Origin of the sequence: Oceanidesulfovibrio marinus (genome assembly GCF_013085545.1) — a bacterium.
In the GTDB taxonomy this organism is placed as follows: Bacteria; Desulfobacterota; Desulfovibrionia; order Desulfovibrionales; family Desulfovibrionaceae; genus Oceanidesulfovibrio; species Oceanidesulfovibrio marinus.
On record NZ_CP039543.1, the window covers coordinates 4039368 to 4054942 of the forward strand.

The following is a 15575-nucleotide window of genomic DNA, read 5'->3' on the forward strand; positions in this document are numbered from 1 at the left end:
GGAGCTCGGCTTCCTTGCCGCAGAACAAAAGTACTATTTTTGATAACGCTTCCGGGCGACGGCAAAGATCCATCCACAACAAAATACAGCTGCGAGAAAGCGAGACCCAACACGATGCCGGCACCGCGCAAGTACTTTGACGACGATCCCCAGTGGTACAAGGACGCGATCATTTACGAGTTGCACATCAAGGCGTTCCATGACGGCAACCAGGACGGACTGGGCGACTTCATGGGCCTGCACGAGAAGCTCGACTACCTCAAGGAGCTGGGCGTCACCGCGCTGTGGCTGCTGCCGTTCTATCCCTCCCCGTTGCGGGACGACGGCTACGACATCGCCGACTACATGGATATCAACCCAGACTACGGGACTCTCAAGGACTTCAAGGCGTTCCTCAAGGCGGCGCACGACCGCGGCCTGCGCGTCATCACCGAGCTGGTGCTGAACCACACCTCGGACCGCCATGTCTGGTTCCAGAAGGCGCGCACGGCCAAGCCCGGCGCCGTGGCGCGGGACTTCTACGTCTGGAGCGACACCTCCCAGCGCTACACCGAGGCGCGGATCATCTTCCAGGACTTCGAGACATCCAACTGGACCTGGGACGCCAAGGCCAACGCCTATTACTGGCACCGCTTCTACTCCCACCAGCCGGACCTCAACTTCGACAATCCGCGGGTCAAGAAAGCGCTCTTCAAGGTCATCGACTTCTGGTTCAACATGGGCGTGGACGGCATGCGCCTGGACGCGGTGCCCTACCTGTATGAGCGCGAGGGCACCAACTGCGAGAACCTGCCCGAGACCCACACGTTCCTCAAGGAGCTGCGCGCCTATGTGGACGCCCGCTACACGGACCGCATGTTCCTGGCCGAGGCCAACCAGTGGCCCGAGGACGCCGTGGCCTACTTCGGCGAGGGCGACGAGTGCCACATGGCCTACCACTTTCCGGTTATGCCGCGCATCTTCATGGCCTTGTGGATGGAGGACCGCTTCCCCATCCTGGACATCATCGAGCAGACTCCGGACATCCCGGAAGCCTGCCAGTGGGCCATGTTCCTGCGCAACCACGACGAGCTGACCCTGGAGATGGTCTCGGACGAGGAGCGCGACTACATGTACCGGGTCTACGCCCGCGACAGCAGGGCGCGCATCAACCTGGGCATCCGCCGGCGCTTGGCTCCGCTGATGAACAACAACCGGCGCAAGATCGAGCTCATCAACTTCATCCTCTTCTCCTTCCCGGGCACGCCCATCGTCTACTACGGTGACGAGATCGGCATGGGCGACAACTACCACCTGGGCGACCGCGACGGCGTGCGCACCCCCATGCAGTGGAGCCCGGACCGCAATGCCGGCTTCTCCCGCGTGAACCCGCAGAAGCTCTACCTGCCCACCATCATCGACCCGGAGTACCACTATGAAGTGGTGAACGTGGAGAACCAGGAGTACAACCTCTCCTCCCTGCTGTGGTGGATGCGCCGCGTCATCGCCATGCGCAAGCGATTCAAGGCGTTTGGCCGCGGCTCCATCGAGTTCGTCAAGTCCGACAACCCCAAGGTCCTGGCCTTTCTGCGCATCCACGAGGGCGAGCACATCCTGGTGGTGGTCAACCTTTCGCGCTTCTCCCAGATCACCTCCATGGATCTGAGCGCCTACGCCGGCCGCACGCCTGTGGACGTGTTCAGCGGAACGCGCTTTCCGGACGTGAAGAACGATGCATACGTGCTGCCGCTGGGCCAGTACGACTACTACTGGTTCGACCTTTCGGAGACGTCCGAGCAGGAGGAGGCGGCGCCGCTGCCGCAGGTAGTGCTCAAGCGCGGCGCGCGGGATTACATGGGACCGGCCATGCGCAAGCGGCTGGAGGAAGCGGTCATCACCAAGCACCTGCGCCGTGTGGGCTGGCCGGGCGCGAGCTGGCGCGGGCTTTCCAGGGCCAAGGTGCTGGACTTCTTCCCGGTGCCGGGGCTCCACCACGTGCACTTCCTGCTGGTGGAGCTGGGCTACAAGAGCGGCACGCCGGACATGTGCTTTGTGCCCCTGGCCACAGCGTATGGCGACGACGCCAGGTCCTTCCGTGAGCAGGAGCCCCAATCCGTGGTGGCCGAGCTCAAGATCGGCGCGGACGAGGGCGTGCTCATCAACGGCTACTACCGCCGCGACGTGCGCGAGGCGCTCTTCGCCCTGTTCCGGCGCAAGCGCAAGCTCAAGGGCCAGTACGGCGACGTGGCCGTGCACGTGGGCAGGCAGTTTGCCGAGCGCATCAAGGAGTTCCCGGTGGGCATCGGCTCCGACGTGTACCGCGGCGACATGAACAACACCGGCCTGCTCTTCAACGACGCCTTCTTCCTCAAGCTCTACCGGCCCATCGAGGACGGTGTGAACCCCGAGGTGGAGCTCCTGCGCTACTTCACGGAGTCCGGCACGTTCGATGAAGCGGCTCCGTACCTGGGCGCGGTGGAGTACCGCCAGTCACCCAAAAAGCGCACCAGCCTGGGCGTGCTGCAGGGGTTCGTCCCAGACGCCATGGATGGTACGGCGCTGTTCAAGGACGCGGCGCGCCGCTACTTCGAGCGCCTCACGGTGAGCGACGGCGTTCCGGCGGAGCGGCCCTCCGACCAGCAGGAGCTGGACGCGGCCTGGCCGGGCGACCTGCCGTGGGAGCTGCGTTCCGTGGTGGGCGAGTATATTCTGGAGATGGCGCGCATCCTGGGCCAACGCACGGCCGAGTGCCACCTGGCCATCGCGGCCAACCCGGCCTTTGCGCCCGAGCCATTCACCACGCTGTACCAGCGCTCCGTGTACCAGTCCTTCCGAAACCTGGTGCGCAAGACGGCGCTCTCCCTGCGCAAGGCCCAGCCGGAGATGGACGACGAGGAGGCCGGCCTGGCCTCCTCCTTCCTGACTCTGGAAAAGGACATCCTCGCGCGCATGCAGGACATCACCAAGGCGCGCGTGGACGCGGAAAAGACGCGCATCCATGGCGACTACCACCTGGGGCAGGTTCTGTTCACCGGCAAGGACTTCGTGCTCACGGATTTTGAGGGCGAGACGCACCGCTCGGTGGGCGACCGCCGGCTGAAACGTTCCCCCCTGCGCGACGTGGCCGGCATGCTGCTCTCCTTCCGCTACGCCGCGCATCAGGCCTATCGCGAGAACGGCGGCATCTTTGCGCCGGGCGAAGGGCCGGGCATCGAGGACGTCAACGTGTTCAGCGAGGCCGTGGGCGCGGCCTTCCTGCAGTCATACCTGGATGCGGCCGGCGGCGCAGGCTTCGTGCCCAAGAAGGAGGCGTCGCGCAAGGCCATGCTCGCATGCTTCGCCTTCGAACGCATCCTCATCGACGTGGAGCGCGCCCTGAGCGAAAACCGCGGCCGGGTGGCCCTGGCACTGGGCGCCATGGAAGCGCTCATGGCCGGCCGTGGCATCTACACCGGGGCCAAGAGCTGACAGCCGGGCCACGGGCAGGGGCTGTCCTTCTGCGATGAAGGACGGGCCTGAACGTTGCTGGGTGCGCCACTGCGTGTGAGTTTCTCCAGGAAGAGCATCCCTGCGCGTTGTCTCTGACGGCGGCCCGTTTGCGTCTTCAGGAAAGATACTTGGCCACGAGGATGGTGGAATCGTCCTCCGGGCTGTCCTTGCCGCGGAATATCCGCAGATCCTCGATGATCGCGGCCACGATTCCGGCGGCGGACTTTTTGGCGTGGGTGCGGATCATCTCCTCCAGCCGGGTGTGGCCATACATGACGCCTTCGGGATCGGTCGCCTCCCAGACGCCGTCCGTGGCCAGCACCAGAATGGAGCCCGCCTGAATGGTCTGCTGCTCGTGCTGGAAGTGAATGGAGGAGTCCACCCCCAGGATGGCGCCCTGGCCGCGCAGGTGGGTCACGGCGTCGCGGTCCGCCAGGTAGAGCAGCGCCGGCTCGTGGCCGCAGCGCACCCAGTGCACCACCGGGCTGCGCTCGGCGATCTCCACGGCAAAGAGCGAGAGGAAGCGGCCTGTGCCGTAGGTGTCGCGCGTGAGCAGCCAGTTGAGCTCCGAAATCGTCTCGGAAAGTGGCTTGCCCAGGGAGAGCAGCGCGCGGAACATCGCCCGCGCCGTGGTCATCAGGAGCGCGGCCTGGATGCCGTGGCCCGTGGCGTCGCCCACGGACAGGGTGATGCGCTGGCGGCCGTCGCCGCGCGGCGGGATCAGGATGAAGTCGTAGATGTCGCCGCCGGTCTCCTTGCTGTAGAGGCTCTCGCCGGCGATGTCCCAGCCGCCCAGGGGCGGCGCGGTCTGCGGCAGGAGCCGCCGCTGGATGAGCCGCGCCACATTGAGTGCCTCCTTGGTCCTCTCGTGCTCCTCGATGTTCTCGGCCATGTCGTTGAAGGTGCGGCGCATGGAGTCGATCTCGTCCTGCCTGCGGCGTTTGCGCGCCTTGACGCGCACGGTGTAGTCGCCGGCGGAGATGCGTTGCATGGCCTGGGCCAGCTCGCCCAGCGGCTGCGTGACCATGCGCGAGAACATGGAGGAGAGGAGCACCAGCAGCATGGCCATGGCCGCCAGCACGTAGCCCATGAAGCGTATCTGCTCCTGGAATGTCCGGTCGATGGTCTGTTGCGTCCGCTCAACCGTGCGCAGGTAGGGAGCCAGCGGCGAGACGAGCACCAGGGCCAGCGGACGGCCGGGTACCATGCCGTAGGCCCAGAAGCTCGGCACGCCCTGGTTGGCCATGAGCACCACGCCGCGGCGGCCGCTTTTCAGGTCCTGCAGCATGTTCTCGAAGGGAATGGCGTCCGAGGAGGAAAGCAGGGGTGGGGCGCTGCCCACGGCCGCGGCAAAGGCGTTCACTGGCAGACCCGCCGACGCGCCGTCCGTGGCGTTGCTTTCCTTGGCGGCGTACTCCGGCGAAACCAGGAACGCCTGACTGCCGGTGGGCAGGGTACCGTCGCTGAACAGGCTGCGCGGCGGGGAGAAGTCGTAGGCCATGGCCACAACCGGCACATCCGGGTCCCGCAGCCCGGACAGGGTCGACTCATCGGAGCGCACGGCCATGGCGAGCACGACCACGCGCCGCCGGGTGATCGGGTCCTCGGCGTCGCCAATCCAGCACGGCCTGCTGCATTGCCGGGCCGTGTCGATCCATGGGGCGACCTTGCCGACCTCCAGCCGGAGGATGGCGCCGTCCGCATCCGCCTTGGGCCGCTGCCGGATCAGAAAGACGTCCTTGCCCGGCAAGTGGATTCCTTCCCAGATGATGTGCTGCGTCGCGGCCCGCCTCTGGTGCAGGAGAACCTGCCTGGCCGCCACTTCCGGTTCCTGCATGGCGCGCAGCCGGAGGCGCATGGAGTCCACGTGCGCCGTCAGAGACGATTCCAGGAGGGACGAGGACAAATCGATGGTCTCCAGAAATCCGTCGAGCACGAGGCGCAGACCGCGCTCCGCGCCCTGCAACGTATTTTCGCGCGACCGTTCCAGAATCGACTTATTGAGCTGCAGCGTCGTGGTGTAGTCCAGGCCGATGGCCACAAGACCGGGCACCAGTGCCGTAACAAGGAGCAGGGCGAAGAGTTTTGTGCGATAGGACATGCTGGGGCCTGATATATCGGAACTGGTTCGGGATGTTACAATACTTGCGGGAAAGCACGCATTACGTCAAGAAATTGTAAGGGTTTTGCGCCTTGACTTCCCCGGTCGCTGAACTAAATTCAGCATCGTGCGTATCACGAAACACCCCATGTACAGACAGACGGTTCTTGGAGTGGCGATCCTCGCCTTGGTCAGCCTCGCCCCTCTTGCCGGCGTGCGTCTTGCGTCCGAGGGCGGCGCGCGTGCCGTTTCCGGCTTGGCCAAAGGCGTATCGGGCGCGGCCTCCGCTGTGAGCGCGTCCATAGCCCCGACGGCGCATGGCATCGCGAACGGCGCGGCAGGCCTGGCGATGCGGGTCTCGGCCACGTCCAGGGCGTTGATCGATATGCGGATCTCGCCGCTGTTGGCCGAGCTTCGGGATACCATGGGCGACGGTCTGCAGCGTTGCCGCCGGATCGCCTCGCGCGTGACCTCCGGGTGGTACCGCGTCACGGCCTCGCTCCAGCCGCGGCTGGGCCCGCTGCCGAACATGAAATCGATGCGCGACATCATCAACGCCACCTGCGCCAAGTACGGCATGGAGGAGGCGCTGGTCATGGCTGTGGTGCGCGCGGAGTCCAACTTCAACCCGCGGGCCGTCAGCTCCAAGGGCGCGCGTGGGCTGATGCAGCTCATGCCGGCCACGGCGCGGGATCTGGGCGTGAGCAACAGCTTCGACCCGGCCGAGAACATCGACGGCGGCGTGCGTTACCTCAAGTGGCTGCTGCGGGTGTTCAACAACGACACCAAGCTGGCCCTGGCCGCCTACAACGCCGGCCCCACCAATGTGCGGCGGCACAAAGGCATCCCACCGTTCCGCGAGACCAAACGCTACGTGAAACGGGTGCTGCGCTTCTACGACAGCTACTCGGCCAGCTAGATTCGGGAACCTTCCAGAGGATTGAGAGCGTGGACCCCTGCCGTGCGCAATGCGTGGGCAGGGCGTTTTGTTGCGTCCGCGGCACGGGTACGGCCGGTGCTGCGCGACGCCGGCGCGTAGATGTAGTGTGCGCGTGTTCGCGCTGAATCGCGTGTGACCGTCAGCCGCGCGTTGGCCGCAAGAGAAGGAGCCGGACGCAACGGAGCGTCCGGCGGTGTTAAACAGTCCAGCGGTATCGAGGGGCGGCGGCGTCCGACCGTGGCGGTCGGAGATGCGTCGCAGTGCGGGCGGCTACTCGGCGTCCGGCTCGCTGTACGCGCCGCGGTGGCCGGTGGATAGCTCAAGCTGCTCCACCCGCGCCAGCAGGGCCTCGTACTCCTCGCGGCTGACCAGGCCGATCTCGCCGAGGGCGGACTGCACCTGGTCCTTGCCGCGAATCTCCAGGTCGTCCATGTACTTCTGCAGCTCTTCCATGAACTTGCCCTTGCGATCGGCAAAGCCCTGGGCCTTTTCCCTGCCCTTGGCCAGCAGCTCTTCCAGCGAGTCTTCCACGCCGTCCTTGATCATCAGGCCCACGCCGAGGCCGGTCAGGAATCCATTCTTGAAAATGTTGTCCATATCGCACTCCTGTGCAGATTATTTGCGTGTAAACACCATACGGAGCAGCAGCCATGCGCCGAAGACGCCGCTCAGGGTGAAACCGACCAGACCGAGGATGGGAATGCCGTGCCACTTGGGCCCCAGGCCGGAGATGAACAAGAGGGACGAGCCCACGATGAGGCTAGCCACGATGAGCCCGGTAGCGATGCGGTCCGCGATGGAGCCCATGCGGTCCACCATGCGGCCGAAGTCGTGCTGCTCCATCTCCACCTTGAGCTGGCCGTGTTCCATGATCCGGAAAAGCTTGTCGATGCGCTCGGGCATCTTGGAGATGAGGCGCAGGTTGCTGTCCAGGTCGCCCAAAGGGGGCCGGTCCGAGAAGAGCACCGAGTAGCGCTTGACCATGAAGCGCAGGGCCACGGGCTTGAGCGCGGCCACGGCGTCGAACTCCGGGCAGATGGTGTGGCCGGCGGCCTCGGTGGCCAGCAGGGCGCGCGCCATCAGGATGTAGTCCGAGCGCAGGGACACGCCGTACTGCCGGCAGAGGCTGGTGAGCTCCAGCAGGAACATGCCGAAGTTCGGGTTGTCGTTGATGGGCGTGCGGATGCGCTCCAGCAGGAACATGATGTCGGACTGGAAGCGGACGAAGTCGATGAGCGGCGGCGCCTTCACGGCCATGTCCAGGGCCACGCGGGCGGCGCGGCGGGCGTCCGATTTCACCACGGCGATGATGTAGTCCACGATGGCCGACTGCATCTCCGGGGTGAAGCGGCCCACCATGCCGAAGTCGTAGAACACGAGCTCGTCGTTCTCGCCGAGTTTGAGGTTGCCCAGGTGGGGATCGGCGTGGAAAAAGCCGAAGTCCAGCATCTGCTTGATGGCGCAGTCCAGCCCGCGGTTGGCGATGGCCAAGCGGCGGTCCTTGTCGGCCGTTATCTTGTCCAGTCGCGTTGCCGGCACGTACTCCATGACCAGAACGTCGCTGGTGCAGTACTTGCCGTGGACCTTGGGCGCGCGGACCGTGGAATCATTCTCGAAGCAGTGGTTGAAGTAGGTCATGTTCCGCGCTTCGTTGAGAAAGTCGAGCTCCCGCATGAGGGACTTGCGTATTTCGTCCACCACGTCCGGCAGGTTGGCCGGCTTGAGGGAGTAGACCCGCTCGTGCGCCAGGGAGGCGAGGTAGGCCATGACGTCCAGGTCCGCCTCCACGGTCTTTTCCACGCCGGGTCGCTTGATCTTCACGGCCACGGTCTCGCCGGTCTCGCGCAGCACGGCCCTGTGCACCTGGGAGAGGGAGGCCGAGGCGATAGGCTTTTGCTCGAAGCTGGAGAAGACCTTTTCCAGGGGCTTGCCCAATGACCGTTCCACGCGCGTTTTGATGGCCTCGAACGCCACGGGTGGCACGGTTTCCTGGAGATTCTGGAGCTCGTTGGTCAGCTCCGGCGGCACCAGGTCCGGACGCATGGAAAGGATCTGGCCGATTTTGATCATCGTGGGGCCGAGCTCCTCGATGATGTGGCGGATCTTCTCCCACAGCGTCATCTCGTGGCTGATGGGACAGGCGTTCCGCCGGCAGCGCCATCGTGTGAAACGGCTCAGCCCGAGCAGCTCCGAGATTTCGCCGAAGCCATACTTGATGAATACCGTGATGACGACGCGGAGCCGGTTGGCCGCCTTCAGGGTGGAGAGTCGGAGTAAGCCGGTGTGGTTTTGCATGGTCCCCTCTGTTTGTCACTGCGCAGTACGCGAGTGCAACATGAGAGATACCATAGGTGGGATGCGATTTCCAAGACGGAGGTGTGGCATTTCCCGAATCATTTCGATTCGGTGACGAGGTGGTCGCTGACGCGGCGGGTGAGCTCGGGGATGAAGTTCCCTCTGTTGCCCGTGCCGGTGACCAGAGTGACCAGGACAAAGGTATGGCCGTCTGGCAGGCGGATGATGCCGGCGTCGTGGAAGGTGTCGCTGGTGGTGCCGGTCTTGGAGTAGACCTTGGCGCCCTCGGGCGCGCCGCCGGCGATGCGGCGTCTCTGGTAGGGCTGCTCGGCCACGTTGCGCTGCATCAGGGTGCGCATGGCGTCGCAGCTCTGGGGCGAGGCAAGCCTGTCCTGGGCCAGGAGCTGGAGGTAGCGCGCCGCGGACAGGGCGGTCATGGAGTTGCGGTTCACCCAGGGGCCGCCGAACTGCCCGCCGCTGAGGAACTGGCGCTCGGCGTCCGGAATGGTCCCGCCCCACGTCTTCTGGTTGGCGTTCACGTCCTCGATGCTCAGCACGCCTTGGAGCCAGCGGTTGCAGGCGTTGCGCTTTTCCGAGAACTCCCGGAACTCGTCGGGCTGCATCAGGCTCTCCTCGTGGGTGTCGCTCCAGGTGTCCACGATCTTGCCCGTAGCCACGTTGGAGGAGGGCCGGATCATCTGGGTGAGCTGCTTGCGCAGCTCCGGGGTGATCTCGATCTCGCCGCGATCCGCCAAGTGGTAGACGTAGCCCATGTAGAACATCTTCACCACGCTGGCCGGGTAGACCGGCTCGTCGCCATGGAAGTGGGCAGAGCGCGGAGCTTCTGGGTCGGCCAGATCGATGAGCGCCACGTGCACGCGGTCCTCGGCAAGGTCGGAGACCTCGGCCAGGGTCTCGCGGACCATGCGGTCCAGCGCGGCGTTCAGGGCGGCGTCGGGCACGGGCTCCGGCGGCAGCTCCGGCATTGCCAGGGCAGTACCGTTGCCCACGGCATTGGCGTTGCCTGTGCCGGCTATGCCCACGGCATCAGGTGCGGAGGCGTTGCCGGCCAGGGCTGTGGAGCAGAGGGCAAGGACGATGGCCGTTGTAAAAAGAATACGGATAATCAGGGTGCGCATTCACTTGAAATAAGCATTGCGCGTGGCTTGAAAAGGGGGCCGGAGCGGCGGGAAATCAGGTCAGTCGCAGCACGACCACGGTGATGTTGTCCTCGCCGCCGCGCTCGTTGGCGATCTCCACCAGCTGGCGGCAGGCCGATGTGGGGGTGGAGAAGGTGGCGATGCGCATGATCTCGTGGCCCTCCATCTTGTCGGAGAGGCCGTCGCTGCAGAGCACCACGATGTCGCCCAGCTGCAGGTCCAGGGGCGTGATGTACGGCTCCACGTCCGAGCGGGTGCCGATGGAGCGGGTGAGGATGTGGTAGTAGATGGAGGAGGGGAAGCCGCCTTCGGGTACGCCGCGCTCCTCGGCCACGGTGTGTATCTGGCTGACGCAGGTGGTGGTCCCGTTGCGTTGCAGATAGGCCGGGCTGTCGCCCACATTGGCGATGACAAAGCCGGACTTGTCCTGGAGCAGGGCGGTGATAGTGGTGCCCATGCCGCTCCACAAGGGGTTGGCGAGGGACTTGCCGCGGACGGTGCGGTTGGCCGCGTTCATGGCGAAGCGCAATCGCTCGGCCGCCGAGAATTCGCTCCCGGCGGTGCGGCGCAGAGACTCGCCGAACACCTCCACGGCCAGGGCGCTGGCCACTTCGCCGGCCATGTGCCCGCCCATGCCGTCAGCCACCAGGTAGAGGCCCAGGTCACGGTCGATGAGGTAGGAATCCTCGTTGGACTTTCTGCGCCGGCCCACGTCGGAGAGCGCGGCGACCTCGATTTTGACCATGCTCGCCCGTTATCCCTTGCCCAGGAGGCGGCCCATGATGGTGAAGATGCTCGGCTTGACGCGGAAGCCGTCGTCCTCTTCTTCCTCGTGGGTCTCGGTTTCCATGGCGCGCAGCCGGACCACGATGACGCAGATGTTGTCCTCGCCGCCGCGCTCGTTGGCCATGTCCACCAGCTCGCGGCAGGCCGCTGCCGGCTCGTGCTGTGTGACGACAGGCAGCATCTCGTCCGGGTCCAGCTTGTTGGAAAGTCCGTCGGAGCAGAGCAGTAGTATGTCGCCGTCCTGAATCTGCACCTTGCGCATCTGGACTTTCAGGGTGGGGGCCACGCCTACGGCGCGGGTGAGCACGTGGCGGTAGCGCCTGTCCAGGGGCGGGGAATCCGGATCCAGCTCGCCGGAAGCTATTTTGGCGGCGTGCTCGGCCTCCACGGTGTGGACCACGGAGATCAGGTGTATCTCGCCGTTCCGCGCCAGGTAGATGGGGCTGTCGCCCACGTTGGCCACTTCCAGCATGTCGTTGTCCAGCAGCACGGCAGCTGCGGTGGAGCCCATGCCCCGCAGGGCCGGATGCTTGGTGGATTTCTCGAACACGGCGCGGTTGGAGGCCAGGAAGGCTCCTTTCAGGAGGCGGCCCCGTTTGGCAAGGTGGGTGTCTTCCCCGTCGTTCAGCAGCAGGGGCTCATTGGGGTCCGGGGCCGGCGCATCGTGGTCCAGATGACGCCGCAACACCGAGCTGATGGTCTGCACCACAAGCTTGCTGGCAACGCCGCCACCTTGGCGTCCGCCCATGCCGTCCGCCACCAGGAAGAGCCCAAGGCCTTCATCGATAAAAAAAGTATCCTGGTTCGTGTCTCGTCGTCGGCCGACATCGGTGGTTCCGGAGGCGTGTGTATAGATGGCGATGGGCACCGTGGAGCATCCTCGTGGGCGGCGCGCAAAAAGGACGCGTGATCCGAGCGTTTTCTGAGCATGGATCATGGATCACCATCCTATGCCGCCGTTGATTTTTCTAGCTCATGTAACGGGGGTTTACAAGCATTCATGCAGGGTTGGAGTCGATAGGGCGGTTTTGACCGGGACGTTGCTTTCCTTTGCGGATACGCATGGCAACCGGCGCTTTGGAGGAGGCGTCGTCGTCCGTACTGGCGTAACTGGCCGACGGAACGTGACGGCGGGACGGGTTGACGCAATCCCTCCGTGTGGCATGCTGGACAAGGTCGGGGATTACGCCGCAACCGGCCCTCCCCCATCCACGAACCCCACACGCTGCGAGGATACCACCATCATGAACGATACCCGGCACATCCGCGACGAGCTGCAACAACGCGCCCGGGAATGGGGCGCCGATATCGTACGAATCGCCGACACCTCCCGGCTGGCAGGCATCGAGACCGAGCCGGCCGACCTGCTGGACGGCTTTCCACGCGCCGTGACCATGGCCGTGCACCTGGCCGACGGCATCATGGACCAGATCACCGACGGCCCCACGCCGCTATACTCCTCCCACTACCAGCGGGTGAACGCCCTGCTGGACGACATCGCCGTGCGCGTGGCCGGCTTCCTCCAGTCCCACGGCGCGAAAGCCATGCCCATCCCGGCCAGCCAGATTCTCGACTACGAGCGCTTCGTCTCCTACATCTCGCACAAGGCCGTGGCCATTGCCGGCGGCCTCGGTTGGCAGGGCAAGTCCCTCCTGCTGGTCACGCCCCAGTTCGGCCCGCGCGTGCGGCTGGTGACCGTGCTGACCAATATGGACCTGCCGGCCGACGAGCCCGTCAAAAATCGCTGCGGCACCTGCACCTCCTGCACCGACGCCTGCCCGGCCGGCGCCATCCGCAACGTGAACACCACCCTGCACTACGCCACCCGCGAGGAGGCCATCGACTTCGACGCCTGCCTCCAGCAGCTCGAAACTTTTGGCCAACTCGAGCACATCAACCCCTATATCTGCGGCGTCTGCATAGCTGTCTGCCCCTGGGGGAAGAAAAAGGCACGGAAAGCAAAGGCGGCCTGAAGAATCCTAGAAAGGAAAGAGCCGAGGGCTCTGCCCTCGGGCACCCGCCAGGGAGCTTAGCTCCCTGGACCCAAATTTTGGGGTCCAGAGGAACAGTGTTCCCCCGGCCGCCGGAGGCATGCCTTAAGTCACTATTCCAGTTAATTTTCCTGATGCAGCGCAACAATCTCCGGATAGCGGAAGCAGGAGACGACGTGGTCGTTGACCATGCCGGTGGCCTGCATGAAGGCGTAGCAGATGGTGGGGCCGACAAAGCGGAAGCCGCGTTTCTTGAGGGCCTTGCTCATGGCCTCGGACGCCGGGGTCTGGGCCGGGATGTCGGCCATGGTTTCCCAGGCGTTGTTGACCGGATGGCCATCGACGAAGCTCCAGATATAAGCGTCGAAGCTGCCGAACTCCTTCTGGACGTCGAGGAAGCAGCGGGCGTTGGTCACGGCGGCTGTGACCTTGAGCCGGTTGCGCACGATGTCGGGGTTCTGGAGCAGGGCTTCGATTTGTGCGTCGGAGTACTGCGCCACAGTCGCGGCGTCGAAGTTGGCGAAGGCCTCGCGGTAGCCGTCGCGTTTCTTGAGGATGGTGGACCAGCTGAGCCCGGCCTGGGCGCCTTCCAGCACAAGCATTTCAAAGAGCAGGGTGTCGTCGTGTACGGGCACGCCCCATTGCTCGTCGTGGTACTGGATATCCAGGGACGAGGCGTTTGCGGCCCAATCGCATCGTTTCATGTGGCGGCGTCCTTGTTGGGGTGCGGTTGATGGATCATGGTCTGGCACGTCCCGGCCGAGACATCAAGGGCGGCAGGGGGGCGGTTGCGGCTCCGATGCTCCGTGAGCAAACAAAAAACGCCGGACGGAAAGCTTCCGCCCGGCGTCGTGCATCGGGAATCGGTTCGGACCGGCTTACCAGACGGCCTGGAACTCGTCGCGGCGGTTCTGGGCCCAGGCGTTCTCGTTGTGGCCGATAACCGCGGGGCGCTCTTCGCCGTAGCTCACAGTTTCGATCTGCATGGTGGGCACGCCGAGCATGACCAGGTACTTCTCGGCGGCTTTGGCGCGGCGTTCGCCCAAGGCCAGGTTGTACTCCTGGGTGCCGCGCTCGTCGCAGTGGCCTTCGATGAGCACCTTGAGATTCGGCTTGGTGCGGATGAGCTGGGCCTTGCGATCCAGGACCGCGCGGGCTTCGGGGGAGAGCTCAAAGCTGTCGAAGGCGAAGTAAATTTTTTCGCTCAGAACGATACGTTGCGACTCGGACAGGTTGCGGGCTTCGAATTCGCTCTGGTTCATACCGGCGGAGCCTTCCGTGCCACCGGCGGGAGCCACTTGCTGTTTCGCACAGCCTGCGCTCAGGAGAAACGCGAGACAGACGAAAAGCGCGAAAACGGACAGTTGCTTGATGCGCATGGAAATTTTCCTCCTCACACAGGGGTTTTGTATGGTTGTTTTGCGGGTGGCGAGATCGTCGCCCAGCGGCCGGATTGTTGTCGCGGAAGCCCGCAGACGTCAAGGGACGCAGCCCGTTGGATACACAACATTTACATTATGGCGCGTCCGTCAGTCCCCATGCCGGGAAGTTGGCCGGCCCGCCTGTGGGAACCTGGATGGGCTCCGTGCCGTGGCGGGTGGTCAGGAATATCTGCTTGGAGCCGGAGCGCGAGGAAGCGAAGGCGATGAAGTAGTTGTCCGGGGCAAAGGAGGGCTGCTCGTCGCTGCCGGGGCCGAAGGTTATCTGCTGCTCGCGGCCGGTCTTCATGTCGAAGAGGAAGATGCGGTGGCCGGAGCCGGTCATGCGCGTGAAGACCACGAGGGAGCCGTCCGGGCTGATGGACGGGTCGGTGTTGTAGCCGGAGTAGGTGATGCGCTGGTCCGTGCCGCCGGCCAGGTTGCGCACGAAGATGTGGGGCGAGCCGAAGCGGTCCGAGACATAGGCCATGAGCCGGCCGTCCTTGGAGAAGCTGGGCGAGACGTTGATGGAGGCGTCCTCCACCAGCGGGCGCTGCACCTTGAGGTCGGCCCCCAGCAGGTAGATGTCCGGCTGGGTCTTGCGCGTCAGGCTCACGGCAAGCTGGCCCGAGGGCAGGAAGTCCGGGCTGATGACCGTGTTGCCGGGGAAGCGCATCTTCTTCACCTCGCCGCCCTGCCACAGGCCGAGGTAGTGGTAGCGCTCCGCCACGATGCTGAAGGCGATGGCGTTGCCGTTGGGCGACCACGCCGGGGAGAGGCACGCGCCCTCCACGTTGGATATCTGCCGGAGCTCCCGGCCGGTGGGCCGCACCGTGTAGATGTTGCGGTTGGTGCCGGGGCCGCTGGCCCGGACAAAGGCCAGGGTGGAGCGGAAAAACTCGCCGCTGCCGGTGAGCGCCTCCATGAGCGCGGCGCAGAACTTGTCGGCCACGCGGGGCAGGGTCTGCTTGTCTACCTGGGCGTAGGCCTTGCCCACCACCAGGTTGGTGCCAAAGGCCTCGTACACGCGCAGCTCCACCGTGTTGGGCGAGGGCCAGCCCGTGGAGAGCAGGTAGTCTGCTCCGGCAAGCTGGAACCGCCTGAAGTCGATGGTCTCGCGAGTCACGCCGTTGAGCCGGGTGCCGCCGAGCACGCTCTGGCTGGGCACGATGCCCAGGAACGGCAGGAAGCTCAGGTTGGTGTGGATGAGGTTCTGCAGCTCGCCGGCCAGGGGCGGCGCCGCGCCGTTGGGCGTGGTCATGGGATCGGCCAGGGCGATGAACGACCGGGACTCGCCGGCGCCGTAGATATTGATGTTCAGCTCTGCTTTCTGTGCAAGGGCGGAAGCGGCCAGGCACAGAGTCAGCATGATCGCAAACGCGAGGGAGGTCAGGATACGGTGGGCGCGCACGGGTA

12 protein-coding genes are annotated in these 15575 nt (G+C 64.9%); 3 read left to right on the top strand and 9 right to left on the bottom strand.

Annotated elements, in window-relative coordinates; translation table 11 throughout:
* Positions 1-114 precede the first annotated feature (114 nt).
* Entirely contained in the window at positions 115-3447 is a 3333-nt protein-coding gene (gene treS / locus E8L03_RS17805; protein ID WP_144305126.1) for a maltose alpha-D-glucosyltransferase, read from the top strand.
* A gap of 136 nt (positions 3448-3583) precedes the next feature.
* Here the strand turns inward: treS and E8L03_RS17810 are convergent, their stop codons facing one another.
* On the bottom strand, positions 3584-5569 hold the full coding sequence (locus tag E8L03_RS17810) for a PP2C family protein-serine/threonine phosphatase (RefSeq protein WP_171268077.1): 1986 nt from the start codon (positions 5567-5569) through the stop codon (positions 3584-3586).
* A 148-nt stretch (positions 5570-5717) separates the two neighbouring features.
* Between E8L03_RS17810 and E8L03_RS17815 the strand changes: the two genes are divergently transcribed.
* Complete coding sequence (locus E8L03_RS17815; RefSeq protein ID WP_216367915.1) at positions 5718-6488, top strand: lytic transglycosylase domain-containing protein; 771 nt, start codon at positions 5718-5720, stop codon at positions 6486-6488.
* A 291-nt stretch (positions 6489-6779) separates the two neighbouring features.
* Here the strand turns inward: E8L03_RS17815 and E8L03_RS17820 are convergent, their stop codons facing one another.
* From E8L03_RS17820 to E8L03_RS17840, 5 genes are all read right to left on the bottom strand, one after another.
* Positions 6780-7106 (bottom strand): phasin family protein, encoded by a 327-nt coding sequence (locus E8L03_RS17820; protein ID WP_144305124.1) that lies wholly within the window; start codon positions 7104-7106, stop codon positions 6780-6782.
* Between the two features lie 18 nt (positions 7107-7124).
* Positions 7125-8804 (bottom strand): ABC1 kinase family protein, encoded by a 1680-nt coding sequence (locus tag E8L03_RS17825; protein WP_144305123.1) that lies wholly within the window; start codon positions 8802-8804, stop codon positions 7125-7127.
* 98 nt (positions 8805-8902) lie between these two features.
* On the bottom strand, positions 8903-9943 hold the full coding sequence (locus E8L03_RS17830) for a serine hydrolase (RefSeq protein WP_144305122.1): 1041 nt from the start codon (positions 9941-9943) through the stop codon (positions 8903-8905).
* Positions 9944-9998: 55 nt separating this feature from the next.
* Positions 9999-10709, bottom strand: a complete 711-nt coding sequence (locus tag E8L03_RS17835) for a PP2C family protein-serine/threonine phosphatase (RefSeq protein WP_144305121.1) — start codon at positions 10707-10709, stop codon at positions 9999-10001.
* A 9-nt stretch (positions 10710-10718) separates the two neighbouring features.
* A complete protein-coding gene (locus E8L03_RS17840; RefSeq protein ID WP_167512431.1) occupies positions 10719-11618 on the bottom strand; it encodes a PP2C family protein-serine/threonine phosphatase in 900 nt (299 codons plus the stop codon).
* Between the two features lie 376 nt (positions 11619-11994).
* Between E8L03_RS17840 and E8L03_RS17845 the strand changes: the two genes are divergently transcribed.
* Positions 11995-12723 (top strand): 4Fe-4S double cluster binding domain-containing protein, encoded by a 729-nt coding sequence (locus E8L03_RS17845; protein WP_144305119.1) that lies wholly within the window; start codon positions 11995-11997, stop codon positions 12721-12723.
* 140 nt (positions 12724-12863) lie between these two features.
* On the opposite strand, the gene E8L03_RS17850 is transcribed toward E8L03_RS17845, so the two are convergent.
* The 3 genes from E8L03_RS17850 to E8L03_RS17860 all read right to left on the bottom strand — a co-directional run bounded on the left by E8L03_RS17850 (position 12864) and on the right by E8L03_RS17860 (position 15570).
* Positions 12864-13445 (bottom strand): DNA-3-methyladenine glycosylase I, encoded by a 582-nt coding sequence (locus E8L03_RS17850; protein ID WP_171268078.1) that lies wholly within the window; start codon positions 13443-13445, stop codon positions 12864-12866.
* Between the two features lie 174 nt (positions 13446-13619).
* Positions 13620-14003 (bottom strand): peptidoglycan-associated lipoprotein Pal, encoded by a 384-nt coding sequence (pal, locus tag E8L03_RS17855; RefSeq protein WP_244963568.1) that lies wholly within the window; start codon positions 14001-14003, stop codon positions 13620-13622.
* Positions 14004-14256: 253 nt separating this feature from the next.
* Positions 14257-15570 (bottom strand): translocation protein TolB, encoded by a 1314-nt coding sequence (locus E8L03_RS17860; protein ID WP_235896575.1) that lies wholly within the window; start codon positions 15568-15570, stop codon positions 14257-14259.
* Positions 15571-15575 lie beyond the last annotated feature (5 nt).